The sequence below is a fragment of the Streptomyces sp. NPDC048424 genome (assembly GCF_040651555.1).
Classification (GTDB): Bacteria; Actinomycetota; Actinomycetes; order Streptomycetales; family Streptomycetaceae; genus Streptomyces.
The window spans coordinates 153,721-169,018 of sequence record NZ_JBEZKE010000008.1; the positions used below are offsets into that span (position 1 = coordinate 153,721).

Consider the following 15,298-nt stretch of genomic DNA (forward strand, 5'->3'; position numbering starts at 1 on the left):
CACCGGCTCCGGCCGCCCGACGGGGGCGGCCGGCGCCGGCCCGGGGCACCGCTCAGCCGGAGGTCGGCACGGGGGTCCCGAGCCCCGAACCGCGCGCGTACAGCCGTATCAGGTGCGGCAGTTCGTACTGCGCCGCGTGCGCGACGACCTCCCCGCAGGGCGAAGTCACCATTCCGGCGTCGATCAGCGCCTCCACCACCCGTACGGCGTGCCGCTCGTCGCAACCGAGGGCCTCGGCCGCCTCGGTCAGGCCGAAGGGACCCGCCCCGGTGCCCGCGGCCAGCCGTCCCGCGTCGCGGCCCCGCTCCTCCGGCAGCGCCTCCCAGCCGTGGGCCAGCCACCGGCGGACGGACACGTCCCCGGAGGTCAGTTCGTCCAGCGCGCCCGCGGGGTCGGCGAGCCGGTCCGCGAACTCCCGCAGGGGCACGTGGCGGAGCACCGCGAGCCGCATCCCGCTCACCCGGACCGCCAGCGGCGACCCGCCGCAGGCCCGCACGAGGCGCAGTGCGGCCTCCCGGTCGGCCCGCACCCGGCCCTGGCCGACGAGCCTCGCGAGCAGTTGGACCGAATCGGCGGTGCCGAGCGGCGGGACGGAGAGCCGGTGCACGGGCGCCAGACCGCCCAGCTGACCGCGTGCGGTGAGCAGCACCCTGCCCCGGCCGCCGGACGGGAGCAGCGGTCGTACGGCGCTTTCGTCGGGCACGTCGTCCAGGATCACCAGGACGCGGTGCTCCGCCAGCCACTCCCGCCACGCCTCGGGCCGGGACAGCCCCATCTGGCCGGTCCGTTCGCCGAGCTCCGCGAGCACCGCCGACAGCGGGCGGGTACGGCCGTCCGCGTCACGCAGGCAGACGCAGAGCCGCCCGTCGGCGAACCGGTCGCCGAGCAGGTGGGCGGCCCGCACGGCCAGCGTGGTCTTCCCGGCGCCGGCCGGGCCCGACAGCAGCACGATGCGGCCGGCCCCGTCGTCCTCCAAGAGGTCGATGAGGTGCCGCAGTTCCTCGCCGTGTCCGGTGAAGTCGACGAGGTCGGGCGGCAGGGCGACCGGCGGCCGGGCGGCGGTGCCCGCTCGGGTACGGGCGTCACCCGTAAGGATCATCCGGTAGCGGGCCGCCATGGCGCCACCCGGCTCCAGGCCCAGTTCCCGGGCGAGGAGCTGCCGGTAGTCGTCGTACGCCGCAAGCGCCTCGGCCTGCCGGCCGGACCCGCTCAGCGCCCACATCCAGGCGGACCGGAGCCGCTCCCGGAGCGGGTGCCGCTCCATCAGGTCACGCAGCCCCTCGACCACCGCCGGCGCGCCGCCCAGCTCCAGCTCTGCCTCCGCCCAGCTCTCGTAGGCCGTCAGATGGCGCACCTCCAGCCGCTCGGCCTCCTCGGCCAGCCGGGGCGACTGCCGCAGGTCGTCGCCCAGCGGCGGCCCCTGCCACAAGTCGAGGGCCTGGCGCAGCAGTCGGGCGGCGGGGCGGGGGCCCTGCCCCTCAGCGGCCCGCACCAGGGAGCGGAACCGCAGGAGGTCGAGCTCGTCCTCCGCCACGCGCAGCACGTATCCGCCGCCCGTGTGGGTGAGCCGCGGCCGGTCCCGGTCGTCATCCGCGAGCAGCGCGCGCAAGGCACTCACGTACACCTGGAGGTTCTTGCGGGCGGTGCGCGGCGGCTCCTCCTGCCAGACCGCGTCGGTCAACGCGTCGACGGAGACCGGGCTGTTGGCGGAACCGAGCAGGGTTGCCAGCACGACCCGCTGCTTCAACGGACCGAGCGGCAGCGCCCTGCCGTCCCGATGGACCGCGAGCGGGCCGAGGACGGAGAACCTGAGCGTGCCGGATGGCCCTGCGGGCTGCGCGAACGGACGCGGCATCGAGCGAACCTCCGTGGAGTGGCGGGAGTTGGTCGGTCCACTCGATGATCTACGGTCCGTACCCGTCACACATCGGTGCCGAGTACGCAGAGTCGCGCCGCCGGTGACCGTGTCATGGGGGACCGGACCCCCATAGAGACGGGAGCGACCCCCATCCTGCGCTAAGTCGGGGTGTCCGCAGACGCCGCCGACAAGGCGCACAGGGCCGAGCGGTCCGCGGAGCCGGTCTTGCTCATCAGACTCGCCATGTGCTTCTCCACCGTTCGGGGCGAGATGCACAGGCTCTGGGCGATCTGCTGGTTGCCGGGCCGCTCCGCGAGCAGCACGAACACCTCGTACTCGCGCGGCGTGACGCCCGCGGTGCGCAGGCCCGCGGGGATCCGCTCCCGGCCGCCGCGGCGCTGCGGGGCGCCGGCTCCCGCCTGCCGCAGGGCGGCGCGGCAGGCCCCGGCCACCGGCAGTACGCCCGCCTCGTGGAAGTACTCCTCAGCGGTCCGCAGCCAGGCGACCGGCTCACCCCAGGAATCGGCGAGCGCCGCCTCGGCGGTCAGCCGCAGGGCGAGGTGCCACGCCTGCGGGAACACCGTCGCCGCACGGCCGGCCTGCTCCACGGCGCGCCGCGCACCTTCCGGGTCGCCGTCCCGGCCGCGTAACACGGCGTCCGCCATGCCGAGGAACATCCGGTTCCAGGCCAGCTGCCCGCCCGGCGAGGCCAGCGCCTCCTGATACGCCTCCCGGCCGGCGTCCTCGCCGTCGAGGATCCGTAGCAAAGGGCCGAGCCCGTACCGGCCGCTGAGGTAGAAGAAGCTCGGGTGCTCCCGCTCCCACGCCAGCGCCGCGTCGAGCTCGGCCTTCGCCCGTTCCCGGTCCTCCCCCATCAACGCGCCCACGGCCTGGCACAGTCCGCGCTGCAGAGGAACGAGCATGGACTCCTCGCCGCCCGCCCGGCGGAACCGGACCAGGGCTCGTTCCTGCTCGCGGGCCCGACCCTGGTGGGCGGCGAGCGTGGCGTCGACGAGGAGCAGATAGCGGTGCGTCGACAGGTTCTGGAGGCGGGCGCTGGCCTCCACCGACCGCTCGACGATGCCCCGGGCCCGGTCCCACCGCCCGCCCAGCACGCTCTGCATGGCGAGCAACCCGTCGACGGACTGGAGCAGGGCCAGCGAACCGAGTTCGTGCGCCGCCGTGCGGGCGGTCTCCAGACGGGTCGCCTCGCCGGTCCGCATGAACGCGTTGGTGCCGAGCCGCACCAGTGCCTCGGCCCGGTACACCGCGAGCCGGTGCTCCTCGGCGACCGCCAGCATCCGTTCCAGGCAGGCGTCGGCCTCGTCGAAACCGCGCTCCCGGGACAGCATGGCCAGCAACTGCCATGCCTGGCAGGCCACCACGGGCCGGCCGCGTTGCTCCGCGGTGAGCGCGGCCCACCGGGCGGAACGTTCCTCCTCTTCCAGCCGCTCACGGCCGTCCTCGCCGCCCCGGTCCACCGGGCCGCGCCCCTCGCCCCCACCGTCCCGCTCCGGCAGCAGCGCGAGGTGGCCCTCGACCACCGCGAGCGCCGCCTCCTGTTCCGGGCGCGGGGCGATCCCGAGCAGGGCGCGGGCCGCCCGGATCCGGCGGCGCGCCTCCTCCTGCTGCTCGGCCATGGTCGCGACCCATGCGACCTGCGTGTGCGCCTGGGCCCGTTCCTCCGCGGCACGCGACCCGGCGGGCGCCGGCGGAAGGTCGTCGAGCAGCGCGGCCGCCTCGTCGAGCCGCCCGGACTCCGCCTGGGCGATCGCCAGCTGCACCGTGACCTCGTCCCGCTCCTCGTCGGCCGCGAGCCCCCGGGCGCGCTCCAGCAGTACGGCGGCCGAGCCCGACGCACCGGCGTCCAACATCTGCCGACCGACCTGGGCGAACTGCCGGGACGCCGCCACCTTGTCGCCGGCGGCCAGCCTCAGGGTGGCCATCAACTGGCGCTGATCACCGGAGAGTTCGCCGGCGGACTCCTCGATGGCCGAGGCCGCGCGCCGGGCCAGCGCGGCCTGTTCGGCGGGCGGCAGCGAGGCCCTGAGCGCGTCCGCCGTCAGGACGTGACGGAACGTGTAGTGGTCGTGGGCGGCTCCGTCCGGGGCGATGATCCCCACCTCGGAGGCCGACCGCAGGTGGGCGAACAGCGCCCGGTCGTCGAGTCCGGTCACCGCCCTGAGGGCCCCGACGGAGAACCGGCCGCCGAGCGTCGCCGCGACGAGCAGCAATTCGCGCACCGGTTCGTCGAGCCGGTCCAGCCGGCGCGCCCAGCTGCGGACCGCGCCCGTCGGTACCGTCGCCTCGCCGTGTTCCGCGAGCTGCCACCCGCCGTCGGCCCTGCTCAGCCGTCCCGTGTCCAGGAGGTCGGCCAGAAGCACCTCCACCAGGTACGGGTTCCCGCACGCCCACTGCCAGAGGTGCCGGTGCGCGGCCGGGGGCACCTCACCCGGTCCGACGTCCAGACACGCGGCCGCCATGTCCCGTACGGCGGCCTCGTCCAGCGGCCCCAGCTCCCTGACCGAGGCGGTGTTGCGCAGTTCGGCGGCGAGCGCGAGGTCCAGCGCCGGGCCGGGGTCGGGCCGGAGCGTGCCGACCAGGAGGACCGGCAGCTCCGCCACGTTGTCGACGACGTATTCGACGACCGCGATCGTCTCGGTGTCGGAGTCGTGCAGGTCCTCCAGCAGGATCACGCAGCCCCGCTCGCGGCCGAGCACCGCCAGCAGCCTGAGCAGCGCCTCGGCCAGTTCGACCAGCGAGATCGCGTATCCGGGGGCCACCGTGCCGGCCCGCCACTCCGGCACGAGGCCGGCCAACGCGGGTCGGTAGGGCTGGAGTTCCGGGTCGTCCGGAGCACCCGCCGCCCGGAACCGCGAGGACAGCGCCTCGACCAGTGGTCGGAAGGGCACGACGAGCCCGGTGGACGTGGCGCGGCCGCGCAGCACCGGCATGTCCCGGTCGTACGCACGGAGGGCTGACTCGCCGGCCAGCCGGGACTTGCCGATCCCCGCCTCCCCGACGAGGAACACCGCCCGTCCGGCGCCCTTCCCGACGCTCTCCAGGGCCTCGTCCAGCAGTCGGATCTCGGCGTCCCGCCCCACGATGACCGACGACGTCGCTCGCATGGGCGCAGGCTACTTGATCTTTTTCACGCGCGGCAGGGGGCCTGGGAAGCCCCCGGCCCCCGCTCGATCCGTCAAGGTGTCATACCGGCCACGTCACCGGGCGGCGTACCCGTCCTCGCCTCAGAACAGCGTGAGGGAGCCGGTGGTCCAGGGCGCGTCCACGGAGGCGGCGGTGTCGGAGTCCGCCGTCCTGAGCAGTCGGCTGCGCAGTCCCAGCATCCCGCTCGCCGCTAACATCACCTCGCCCAGCGGGTGGTCGTGGGCCGCGGCCTCCGCGCCGGCGCCGCCGTCGACGTACCTCACCGAGTCGTTGATCTGCATGGTCATCGTCCGTCCTTCGTATCCGCAGGTGTGGTGGTCGTGCTGAGGTGTGCGGTGGTGCGGTGTGTCCCGTCGTGCGGTCGGGGTGCTCCGTGGGGGAACACCGCAGACGGCGGCGTACGTGATGGCGGGGGGGCGGCGGGCGGGCGGCGGGCGGCGGGGCCCGTCTTCCGGATCAGTTCAGTCCCTGGCCGGACGTGTGCAGGAGGAGCAGCGACGGCACGCGCTCCGGGAACCCGGCCCGGAGGAGTCCGTGCCCGATCCCCGCCAGCCCGGTCAGCAGGCCGGGATGCGGAACCCCGTCCGGGGCGCCGCTGCGGGCACCGGTCTCCTCGACGGACGCGAGGAGTGCTCCGGCCCGGCGGATCCAGTGCGGGCGTACCTCCGGGACCGCGCTGTGGCCCAGGAGTTCGCACAATCCGGCCTCGCCGTGGCACAGGCTGTCGTCGGCGGCCGGCCGGTCCCGGCCCAGCCCTTCGACGGTCCTGCGGGACCAGGCCGCGAGGTGCGGGTCGTCCAGGGCGCCCGGCGCGTCCAGCACCGCGAGCGCGATGCCGGCGCGCCCCCCACACCAGGCCGAGTCCCGGGCCTCGTACGCGGGCCCGTCGGCCGGTGAGCCCACGGAGGCTCCCCCGCGGCCCCCCGGACCCGGGCCTGCGTCCGGCTCCCCGCCCACGGCGGCCCGCAGCGCGGACAGGCCCGCGAGCCGGTACCGCTCGCTGCCGTCGGCCGGCCCGCCCCCGGATCCCGCGGCGGCCTCGGCTTCGGCCTCGGCCTCGGCTTTGGCCTCGGCGAACCGCAGCAGGGCCCATCCCAGCCCGGCGGCCCCCGTCGCGAAGCCCCGCCCCCCGGCCGCGGGATCCACCGCCGCCAACCGGTCGGCGCAGGCCTGCGCGTCCCGCCAGGTCTCCTGCCGCTCGGCCCCGGAACCGGCACCGGCACCGGCACCGGCCCGGTGGGCGGCCAGCAGTGCGGCGAGCCCTCCCGCGACGCCCGCGCCCACCCCGTACTCCCCCTCGGACCGAGCCGCCGCGCCCGCCAGCCGCAGCATGGCGAACGCCCATGAGCCGACCTCCGGATCGTCCAGCAGCCGGGCCGTCTCGGCGAGCGCGTACGCGATGCCTCCGAGGCCCGAGAAGGCCCCCGATCCCACCGCGCAGAGGTCCGCAGGCCGGGCGCGCAGCGCGTCGAGCAGCCCGGGCACCGGCGCCAGGGCCGTACGGGCCACCTCCGCGTAGTGTCCGGCCCCGGTGAGCGCCGCCAGTTGGGCCAGGAACAGCGCCGGCCCGGTGTACCCGCCGGCCAGGTCGGCCGGCATCGGGCCGATCCGCCAGTAGCGGTCGTCCAGGAGCTCCAGGCCGATCCAGTTGCTGCGCGGTCCTTCGCGGTACGCGAGGGAGACCAGCCGGTCCCCGACGGACCGGGCTGCCGACAGCAGCCGCTCCGGCTCCGGGGCGCGCTCCGCCGTACGGGTGCGCCGGTCCTCGACGGGCCGGTGCACGGGGGCGCGGGAGGCCGTCGCCATCGCGGCCCGTACGATCCACTCCTGGTCCTGGCGGTCGACCGTGTCCAGGGCGGCGAGCCTCGCGGCGACTCGGTCGATCCCGGACAGGTCCGTGCGGCCGGCCAGTGGCCGCTCCGGCCCGCCCCACAGGCGGTCTTGGCCCGGACGGGCGGTGAACACCGGTACGTCCCCGGCCCAGAGCTGGGCGATCTCCTCGTCCACCAGGTCGGGCGCGGGGACCGTCCCGAGCACGTCGGTGCGCAGGGTCTCCAGAACCCGCTGCCGCTCGCCCGCGTCCTTCAGCAGATCGGGGTGCGTCGACTCGTCGAGCAGCGTGCTGTACACCCAGGTGGGACGTACCACCACCCGCACTTCGTCCTCGGCGAACGCCTTCAACAGGGCCGTATCGCGCAACAGTTCCTCTCTGGCCGCGCCGATCGCCGTGTATCCGGCGCGGAATCCGGCGCAGAGCGCCTCGATGTGGGCCGCCGGCTCGATGGGCCCGCCCTCCGCAAGACGTGGCCGGTTGGCGGACTCGCCGAACCTCCCGGCCCTGCGCACCAGGCGCATCCGGTCGGTGCCGGCATCGGCCCAGTCCGCCCGGACGACGGGCGACACCGCCTCGCGGCCGCCGCCGACCGCGGACACGTCCAGGGCACTGTGGTCGCCCACCAGCAGTTGGGGCAGCAAGCCGACCCGGTACACCGAGTCGTGGAGTGCGCGGGCGGCGGGGTCCTCCGTGTCGGTGCCCGCCAGCGGCGGGTGGAACAGGGTCTCCACGTCGACCAGCACCGGGTGGGCGCCGGCGGCGATCAGGTTCTCGTGGTGCAGGTCGGTCCCGTCGATCAGGTGCAGCAGCGCCAGCAGCGCGCCCTGGCGGCGGTAGAACGTCTCGACCTCCGCGGCAGAGGCACAGGGCCCGGCGGCGACGAACTCCACCCACCCGTAGTCGCCCCGGTCGAGCAGCCGCAGCGTACGAAGATCCACGGAGTCGGGCAGTCCGTTGAACCAGGCGACGAGGTCGTTGAAGTGGTGGTGCACGGAGAGCGGCCTGGGCTTGTACACCAGCCGGGTCCCGTCGGCGAAGCGCAGCAGCATCACGGTCCGTCCGCCCCGGTGCCCGTCGCCGGCGCCCGGCTCGACGCCCACGAGCAGCCCCGGGTCTCCGCCGGACTCCTCCAGGAGACCGGCGGTCAGCCGGGCGTGGTCGTCCGCCAGTCGCTCCAGCACCTCCGCGACGGCGTCCGCCGCGTCGAGGGCGGCCCGCCCCAGGATCCGCGCCAGCACCGGCCGACCCGCCAGCAGGGCCGCCAGACCGCGCCGGGACGCGATCCGCCCCAGGAAGTCCCTGAACCGGGCCCGCGTGTCGTCCCCGTCGAGCCGCCCGGCGCTCCGCGCCTCGTACAGCTCCAGCACCAGCGTCCGCGCCGCTGACCGTGCCAGCCGGCCGCTGAGGTGCCTCTCCAGGTCGTCCCGTACGGCGGTCATGTCCACGAGGCCGCGCGCCCGCCCCGACAGGCTCCGCTCCAGCCGCTCCCCCGCGCAGACGGTGAACGGCCGCAGCACCCACTCGAAACCGCTCAGCCCCGGATGGTGCCCCTCGGGCGCCACGGCCTCCTCGGGCGCGACGGCCGACGCCTCTTCGGCGAACGCCGCCCAGTCCGGCCGCCCTTCACCGCCTTCAGCGCCCTCACCCCCACCACCGCCGACGAGCCCGGCACCCCACCACCGCTCGACCGCCGACAGCGAAACCCCGGCCCGCCCCTGCCCCGCCACCATCGCTGCTCCCCGCCCCCGACCCACCGCTCCGTGCCACGCACGATCCTGGTACGGGGGGTGCCTCCCCCGCATGGGGAAGAGTCCCCCATGTTTCTCCACCCGGCCTCAAGCCCCGGCCGGGCGCCCCCATCGGTGGGATACCGGTCGCATGCCGCCGCCGAACCGAATCCATACCTCCCCGCCCTAGCGTCCGGCACGACCGTTGCGACCGCTGTGGCCGCCCCTCACCACCCCGCGAGGAGATCCCGTGCTCGAAGGCTTCGGCGAAGCGCTCGCGGACCGGGAGTACTTCCTGCCGCTGTCCAGCGTGGCCGACCCCGGGCCGCGCTTCGCTCCCGGCGAGGTGCCGCCGGGCCTGCGCGGCGTCGCCCAGGGCATCTGGACGGCCTGGGGCGCTCCGCGGACCGGGCTCGCCGAGCAGGGCTGGAAGATCCACGTGTCGGCGCGGCTGGACCGGGCGCAGCACGTGCTCGACACGGTCGCCGGGATCTGCTTCTCCGAAGGCGTGCCGTTCAAACACCTGAGCGCCCGGCTCTTCTTCCTGTTCCTCCATCACAAGCACGCCGGGCGCGCCCAGGCGGGCAAGTTCTGCGCCGTCTACCCGCCGGACGACGCGACGGCCCGCCGGCTGCTGGAACGCCTGCGCGACGCGCTCGACGGGGAGGAGGGGCCGTACGTCCTGACCGACCGGCGCTTTCGCGACTCGCGGACGGTCCACTACCGCTACGGCTCCTTCGGCGGCCGCAGCCGGCTGCGGGCCGACGGCACCCGGGAGGGGCTGGTCCGTGACGGCTCCGGCCGTGAGGTCGTGGACCAGCGGCTGCCCGTCTTCCACCTGCCCGAGGGGATCGCGGACCCCTTCGTCGAGCAGGAGGAGCAGCCGCACGCGGGCCCGATCCTGATCCGCGACTACGAGGTGACCCGCGCGGTGCGCCTGAGCAACGCCGGCGGCGCCTACCAGGCCCGGGACCGGCGGACCGGGCGCACCGTCTTCGTCAAGGAGGCCCGCGCCCACAACGGCCTGGTCTTCGACGGGACCGACGCGCAGCAGCGGCTGCGGCACGAGTACCGCGTGCTGCGCGAGCTGCACGCGGCCGCGCCCGGGGTGGGCCCGGAGCCGCTGGACCACTTCACGGAGTGGGAGCACGACTTCCTCGTCACCGAGTACGTCGCGGGTCAGCCGCTGGTGGGCTGGCTGAGCCGGTCCTCCCCGCTGGCCCGCGCCGACCGCACGGCCGAGTCCGTCGCCGCGTACTACGAGGCGGGCCGGCGCCTGCTGGCCGAGCTGGACGCCTCGCTCGAGCGGCTGCACGCCGCCGGCTACCGCTTCGGTGACCTCAGCCTGGGCAATGTCCTGGTCACGCCGTCGGGCGGGGTCCGGCTGGTGGACTTCGAGGCGGCCTCGGCGCTGGCCGCGGCACCCTCCGGGATGGGCACCCCGGGGTTCACGCCGCCGCCCGGCCTGCTCCGGGCCGACACCGATCCGCTGCTGCAGGACCGGTACGGCATGTCTGCGGTCGCGTTCGCCTTCCTGGCGCCGTTCCAGGAGATCGCCGAGCACGCGCCCGCCCACCTCGCACTGCTGCGCCGCGACCTGGCGGACGTGGCTCCGCCGCAGGACCTGTGGCAGCGGGCGACCGCCTTCCACCTGACGGAGGACCACCGGGCGCGGGACCAGGCGCAGGACCAAGGCGGTCCCGACCGCCCGCCCTCCCCCGCCGAGCTGGACTCCGATCCGCGCGGCTGCCTCACCCGGCTGGCCGCGGAGGTGACCGCGGGGCTGCTGGAGATGGCTGACGCCGACCGGCCGGAGTGGGCCTTCCCGCCCTCGCCCGAGGCGTTCCGGACCAACAACGTGTGCCTGGCCTACGGCACGGCGGGGGTGGTGCACGCCCTGCACCGCGCCGGGGCCGCGGTGCCGGAGGAGATCCGCGAACGGCTGCGGCGCGACACGCTGGCGCTGCGCGGCGCGCTGCCCCCCGGGCTGCTCGTCGGCTCGGCCGGCATCGCCCGGGTGCTGGCCGGCCTCGGCCGGCTGGACGAGGCCGTCGACCTGCTGCGGGACGCCGACGGCCACCCGCTGACCGCCTCTTGCAGCACACTGGCCGGCGGGCGGGCCGGGGTCGGCCTGGGCTGGCTCGCCCTGCACCGGCTGACACGGGACAGCAGCCACCTGGAACGGGCCGCCGCGGCAGGGCAGGACCTGCTGCGCACCCCCGACCTGCCGGCCACCCTCGGCGAGCACGACGCCCGCGGCCTGCTGCACGGCCGCTCCGGGCTCGCCCTCTTCCTCCACCGCCTGGCCCGCGACACCGGCGAGGCCCGCTGGCTGGAGGCGGGCCGCCTGCTGCTCCACCAGGAACTGGACCGGACCTTTCCGCTGGACGACGGTGCCCTGTCCGTCTCCGACAACGCACAGCTCACCCGCGCCATGCCGTACCTGGCCACGGGCGCGGCCGGTGTCGCGGCGGTAGTCAGCCGCTACGTGGCCACCGCGCCGGACGAGCGCTGCGCCGCGGCGCTGCCGAGGCTGGTCGCGGGCATCCGGGTCTCCTGCGCCACGAAGGAGGCGGGCCTGTACCGGGGGCTGGCCGGACTGAGCTGGTTCCTGACCGAGCACGCCGAGCTCACCGGCACGGACGCCGCCCGCGAGGACGCCGTGCGCGCCGCGACCGGCCTGCTGAAGTACGCCGTCCCGTACCGGCGCGGTGTCCGCTTCCTCGGAGCGGGTTCGCAGCGGTTCACCGCCGACGTGTCCAGTGGCGGGGCCGGTGTCCTGCTGGCCCTGCACCGCCTGCTGGCCGGCCCGCTCCTGACGGAGCCCGACCACGCTCGCCCCCCGGTCCCGGCAGCCGGCTGACGCACCGGGCGGGCGGGCGTCCCATGAACACCTGGGCACGGCGGCGAGTACTCCGTGCCCAGGTATGCAGTTCCCGACCGACACCACCACGAGAAGAATGCGGAGAGCACCCATGAACCAGATCCTCGCGCTCCAGGCACTGGACACCGAGCCGGAGACCAACGCCTTCCCGCCCTGCTTCAGCGTCGCCTGGAGCATGATGGACATCTTCCCCGAGCCGATGTAACGAGCCGGTCCCCGGAAGGGCCGGGACCGGTGGCCCTGCCCCGGTCCCGGCCCGGCGCGTTCACCGGACCCTCCCGATCCCCTGCTCCACCAGGGCAGGGACGAGGTCTGACCACACCCACAGCGGCCCAGTGACGCCCACCTGGGCCTGCCCCGGACGCCGGCCGAAGGCCCGGCTCGCCGCCGGACGGCGAATCGTTTGGCGCGCGGGGCCGCCGGAAGCGGGTACCGTCTTTGTCATGTTCTTCCAGAGGCCGATTTACGAGTGAGGGCGTGATGGGCCCCTGCTGACGTCCCTCGACGTCGCCGCCCGTCCCCCACCGATGACTCCGTAGATCAGTTCACATCACCACCGGGAGAACCCGTGACCGACAGCAAGAACATCAACAACCCCGTGGGCCAGGGCGGTGGCCAGCGCAAGAAGCTGTCCCGCGCCGAACGGCAGAACAACGGCCCGCACCGCAACCTCGACCGCCGCAACGCAGCCGACCAGAAGGCCGATCTGGTGCGCAAGATGCGCGAGAAGGCCCGCGCGGCCGAGGCCGCCGGGCAGACGAGCGACGACACCACCCAGAGCTGACACACCCCCGCCGCACGGCCGGGCGTACAGCCTCTGGATCTTCTGCGCTCGGCAGGCTCCCCGTCGCAGCAGGCCAGCCGCCAAGATCAAAATCCTGTGGCTGGCCTGCCGGCCGACGTGCAAGACACGGGCCTCAGGACTGCTCCAGCAGCTCTGCGCCGGTCCGGTCCCGGTTCGGTCGGGGACCGTCGAGCGGGCGTACGGCTGTGAGCAGGCGGCCCTCGAGGAACGTATCAAGCCGAGCGCCTGTCAGGATGGCCAGCAGCTCACGTTGAGCACTGCGGCTCACCTCTACCCTCTCGCCCAGACCTGCGAGCAGTACCTCGTGACGCGCCTCGCCAAGGACCGCCTCGGATCCACCGTCCTCGGACCGGCACGCCGGCGAGCGCGCCAAGCAGATGCTCCTCGCGGCTGAAGGCCCGGCCCCTCGCCTCCTCGGCCGCCGGTCCCACTCAGCTGAGTGGAGAACACGGAATTGCCAGGGCTTCACGTCTCCTGGCGCGCCGTCGCCCCCGTGCCTGTCCGGCGACCGGCCCCGCGGCCAGGTCGTACAGCAGATCCGTCCGCACTTCCGTCTTCGCCTCGACCTCTGAGAGTTTGCCCGGCTGCACGTCAAAGGTGCTCAGTCCGCTGGCGCCGGGCTTGCAGTCAAACAGGACCTCGCTGGCGGCGGTCATCACACCGAGCCCGGCCCTGCAGTTCGTCGTCCAGGAGAGCCTCGATGATCCTCTGGGCGCGGTCCCGCATCTCGGGCCCATGGCCAGCGAGATTGTGGTCGAGTTCGTGCTGCGGCATGTCGAGCACCTGCTTCATCTCGCCGACCAAGGCGGGCCATGGCGCCAGCGCGTCACTCAGGCCCTCGACATTGCGGGACCAGTCGGCCCGGCGTGCTCCCAGGGCGAAGGCGACCAGCAATACGGCCATGATCGGCTCGCTGTCGAAAGCGGTGTGCCCGCCCATACCTGCGAAGTTCTCCTTGCCGGTCATGGCGGCGATGGCACGTGTAAGAACGGGGAGCTGGAGGAAGAGGGCTGCGGCTGCGGAGCGGGCTTCCTCCCATTCGGTATCGGTGGCGTCGGCAAGCGCTTCAGCCATTCTCGGCAGGGAGACGAAGTCGGCGGCGCCGACGAGGGCGCTCGCCGGACCGGTCAGCCAGGGGGCGGCGCCTTCCACGCGCTGTCGTCTGCCCGGGGAAACGCCGAGGACCTTCTCGATCGTCTCCGCTTCCGCCTCTGTCACGTCCGGCTGCTTGCCGAGGGCGAAGATCTGCAGCAGATGTGCGACCGCTGTTGCCCGTTCGCCGGCCGGGACGCGGATCGGGCGGGGCAGGGCGTTCTTGCCGCGCTTCGCAGCCATGGCCGTGGCGACGGCGCTCACCACCGCGTCCCGTTCGGCAACCGGGTCGAGGCCCTGGCGAGATGCCTCAGCCTGAAGGTCCTGTTCCACCTCGTGCAGCAGCCCGGTCAGCACGGCGGTCGCCGATGCACGGACAGCGTCCAAGGCGAGGGGGAAGCCCTCGATCCAGAGCACGACGCGCAGCACGTCCACGTTCTGCGTGTGCTCGCGCCAGCCCAGGAGTTGGACGAGTTGCCTGTCGCTGCCAAGGGGGTAGATCCAAACGGGCCGGCGCCCATCGTTGCCGACGCGTACGGGGCGCGGCATGAGGCCGTCTTGACGGAAGTCCTCCAGCCGCCTCTCGGTCATCGTGCTGAAGCCTGCGAGCGCTGCCGCGCGAAGGAGGGCGTCGCGCTGCAGGGCACGGGGTTCATCTGCCATGCGGGGCAGCGTAGAGGCGCCGTGGGCGGCAGGACGAGCCGAGTACTCCCGGCCCGGGCCGCTCTAACTTGCAAACGCCCCTTTCCTCGTTGTCACCTGCGACTTTGCCCTGCTTCTGTGAGTGCACGACGCCAACACGGGTGTCTCTCACTCCCCTTGAAAGGACTTGATCATGTCCAGGAATCAGGTTGCGGTGGTGACCGGTGTGATCGTGCGGGCCCTCGCGAAGCGGTGGGCCGACGACAACGGCCTCACCAGGGGTCAGAGTGTGCTGCTCTGCTGGGCGGCTGGTGCGCTCGCTTCGGTCGCCGTCATGCATGCCTGACCCTTCCGACGGAGCGCTGCGCCTGCCGCAGGCGTCGTGCGCGGTGGAGACTCCGCCGGATATGCCGAGGGCCCCGGGAACCATGTGGTTCCCGGGGCCTTCGGGTTGGGGTGGGCGCTCACCGGGTGGCCGTAGTACGTCAGCGCCGGACTGTGTCGACAACCAGGAGGCCGCCGGCGGCGAGAACGATCCATTGGCTTCGAACCAGTAGTCAGTAACGACGCCCAGCAGCCGTATTGCCTTCTTGACCAGCGGCAATGCGGCCCGAAGCCGCTTGTTCCAGCCCGGCTGCCTGGGCACATGCGGGAACACCGCAGGAAGCCAGAGTTCACGAACCGCGGCCAATGCGACTTCGAGGTGAAGCCCAGCAGCAGCTGCCACGAGCCTGTCGGACAGCTCGTGTTGCGATGCTGGCGTCTCACCCGCCCAGCGAGCGCACAGGCGGAGGCCGGGCTCCGTCGCCCGCCGTCGGCCACCTCGGCGCGAGCGTTCTCGACGCCGTTGGAGTACAAGCTCTGGCCCCACAGACCCTTCGTTTGCTCGCGCATCACGCCAACTCCATTCCACATTGCATGGATTGATGGGCGATCAAGCGCCTGACGAAATTCCAGAGAGATCACGGAGCGCCGATGAGGGCACAGGGGGACCGTTAATCGGGCGATGTCAGATCCGTGGGGACGAACGTCAGAAGCGACTGACAAATAGATGCGGTTAACCAGATTTCGCCACCTTGGAGCCGGACGCCCCTTATGGCGACAATGATTCTCCCGTGACTCTTGTCACTCTTGACGGACGCAAAGCAGAACCTGATATTTGGCCGGATAGTAAAGATCTTGTAAGCAAGGGGTGGGGCTTGAGGGGTTCGTTTTGGCGTGCGCGAAATAGGGCGTGCGTCCTCATTTCCATAGCTGTGGCGGCGACTGTGGCGCCGAGCCTGGCGGG

8 protein-coding genes are annotated in these 15,298 nt (G+C 73.6%); 3 read left to right on the plus strand and 5 right to left on the minus strand.

Features of this window, described 5'->3' with window-relative positions; all coding sequences use genetic code 11:
• Positions 1-52: 52 nt before the first annotated feature.
• From AB0D29_RS14380 to AB0D29_RS14395, 4 genes are all read right to left on the minus strand, one after another.
• Positions 53-1,855, minus strand: a complete 1,803-nt coding sequence (locus tag AB0D29_RS14380; protein ID WP_362854227.1) for a BTAD domain-containing putative transcriptional regulator — start codon at positions 1,853-1,855, stop codon at positions 53-55.
• 161 nt (positions 1,856-2,016) lie between these two features.
• The gene (locus tag AB0D29_RS14385) at positions 2,017-4,986 is read right to left on the minus strand and encodes an AAA family ATPase (protein ID WP_362854229.1); all 2,970 of its coding nucleotides are present in this window, start codon (positions 4,984-4,986) and stop codon (positions 2,017-2,019) included.
• Between the two features lie 120 nt (positions 4,987-5,106).
• Positions 5,107-5,313: a hypothetical protein gene (locus tag AB0D29_RS14390; RefSeq protein ID WP_362854231.1), complete on the minus strand. Its 207-nt coding sequence runs from the start codon at positions 5,311-5,313 to the stop codon at positions 5,107-5,109.
• A 169-nt stretch (positions 5,314-5,482) separates the two neighbouring features.
• A complete protein-coding gene (locus AB0D29_RS14395; protein WP_362854233.1) occupies positions 5,483-8,590 on the minus strand; it encodes a type 2 lanthipeptide synthetase LanM family protein in 3,108 nt (1,035 codons plus the stop codon).
• 247 nt (positions 8,591-8,837) lie between these two features.
• Here AB0D29_RS14395 and lanKC point away from each other — a divergent pair, with 247 nt between their 5' ends.
• Both lanKC and AB0D29_RS14405 read left to right on the plus strand, forming a co-directional pair.
• A complete protein-coding gene (gene lanKC / locus AB0D29_RS14400; protein WP_362854234.1) occupies positions 8,838-11,450 on the plus strand; it encodes a class III lanthionine synthetase LanKC in 2,613 nt (870 codons plus the stop codon).
• Positions 11,451-12,039: 589 nt separating this feature from the next.
• The gene (locus AB0D29_RS14405; protein ID WP_362854235.1) at positions 12,040-12,255 is read left to right on the plus strand and encodes a DUF6243 family protein; all 216 of its coding nucleotides are present in this window, start codon (positions 12,040-12,042) and stop codon (positions 12,253-12,255) included.
• A gap of 648 nt (positions 12,256-12,903) precedes the next feature.
• Here AB0D29_RS14405 and AB0D29_RS14410 read toward each other — a convergent pair.
• The gene (locus AB0D29_RS14410) at positions 12,904-14,031 is read right to left on the minus strand and encodes a hypothetical protein (protein WP_362854237.1); all 1,128 of its coding nucleotides are present in this window, start codon (positions 14,029-14,031) and stop codon (positions 12,904-12,906) included.
• Between the two features lie 172 nt (positions 14,032-14,203).
• Here AB0D29_RS14410 and AB0D29_RS14415 point away from each other — a divergent pair, with 172 nt between their 5' ends.
• Positions 14,204-14,356 carry a hypothetical protein gene (locus tag AB0D29_RS14415; RefSeq protein WP_362854238.1) on the plus strand — a complete coding sequence of 51 codons (153 nt, stop codon included), beginning with the start codon at positions 14,204-14,206 and terminating at the stop codon, positions 14,354-14,356.
• Positions 14,357-15,298: the final 942 nt, after the last annotated feature.

Bases quoted from the DNA above. Each gene is read 5' to 3' on its own strand.
- AB0D29_RS14380 (WP_362854227.1), bottom strand. From the start codon at position 1,855: ATGCCGCGTCCGTTCGCGCAGCCCGCAGGGCCATCCGGCACGCTCAGG.
- AB0D29_RS14385 (WP_362854229.1), bottom strand. From the start codon at position 4,986: ATGCGAGCGACGTCGTCGGTCATCGTGGGGCGGGACGCCGAGATCCGA.
- AB0D29_RS14390 (WP_362854231.1), bottom strand. From the start codon at position 5,313: ATGACCATGCAGATCAACGACTCGGTGAGGTACGTCGACGGCGGCGCC.
- AB0D29_RS14395 (WP_362854233.1), bottom strand. From the start codon at position 8,590: ATGGTGGCGGGGCAGGGGCGGGCCGGGGTTTCGCTGTCGGCGGTCGAG.
- AB0D29_RS14410 (WP_362854237.1), bottom strand. From the start codon at position 14,031: ATGGCAGATGAACCCCGTGCCCTGCAGCGCGACGCCCTCCTTCGCGCG.
- AB0D29_RS14415 (WP_362854238.1), top strand. From the start codon at position 14,204: ATGTCCAGGAATCAGGTTGCGGTGGTGACCGGTGTGATCGTGCGGGCC.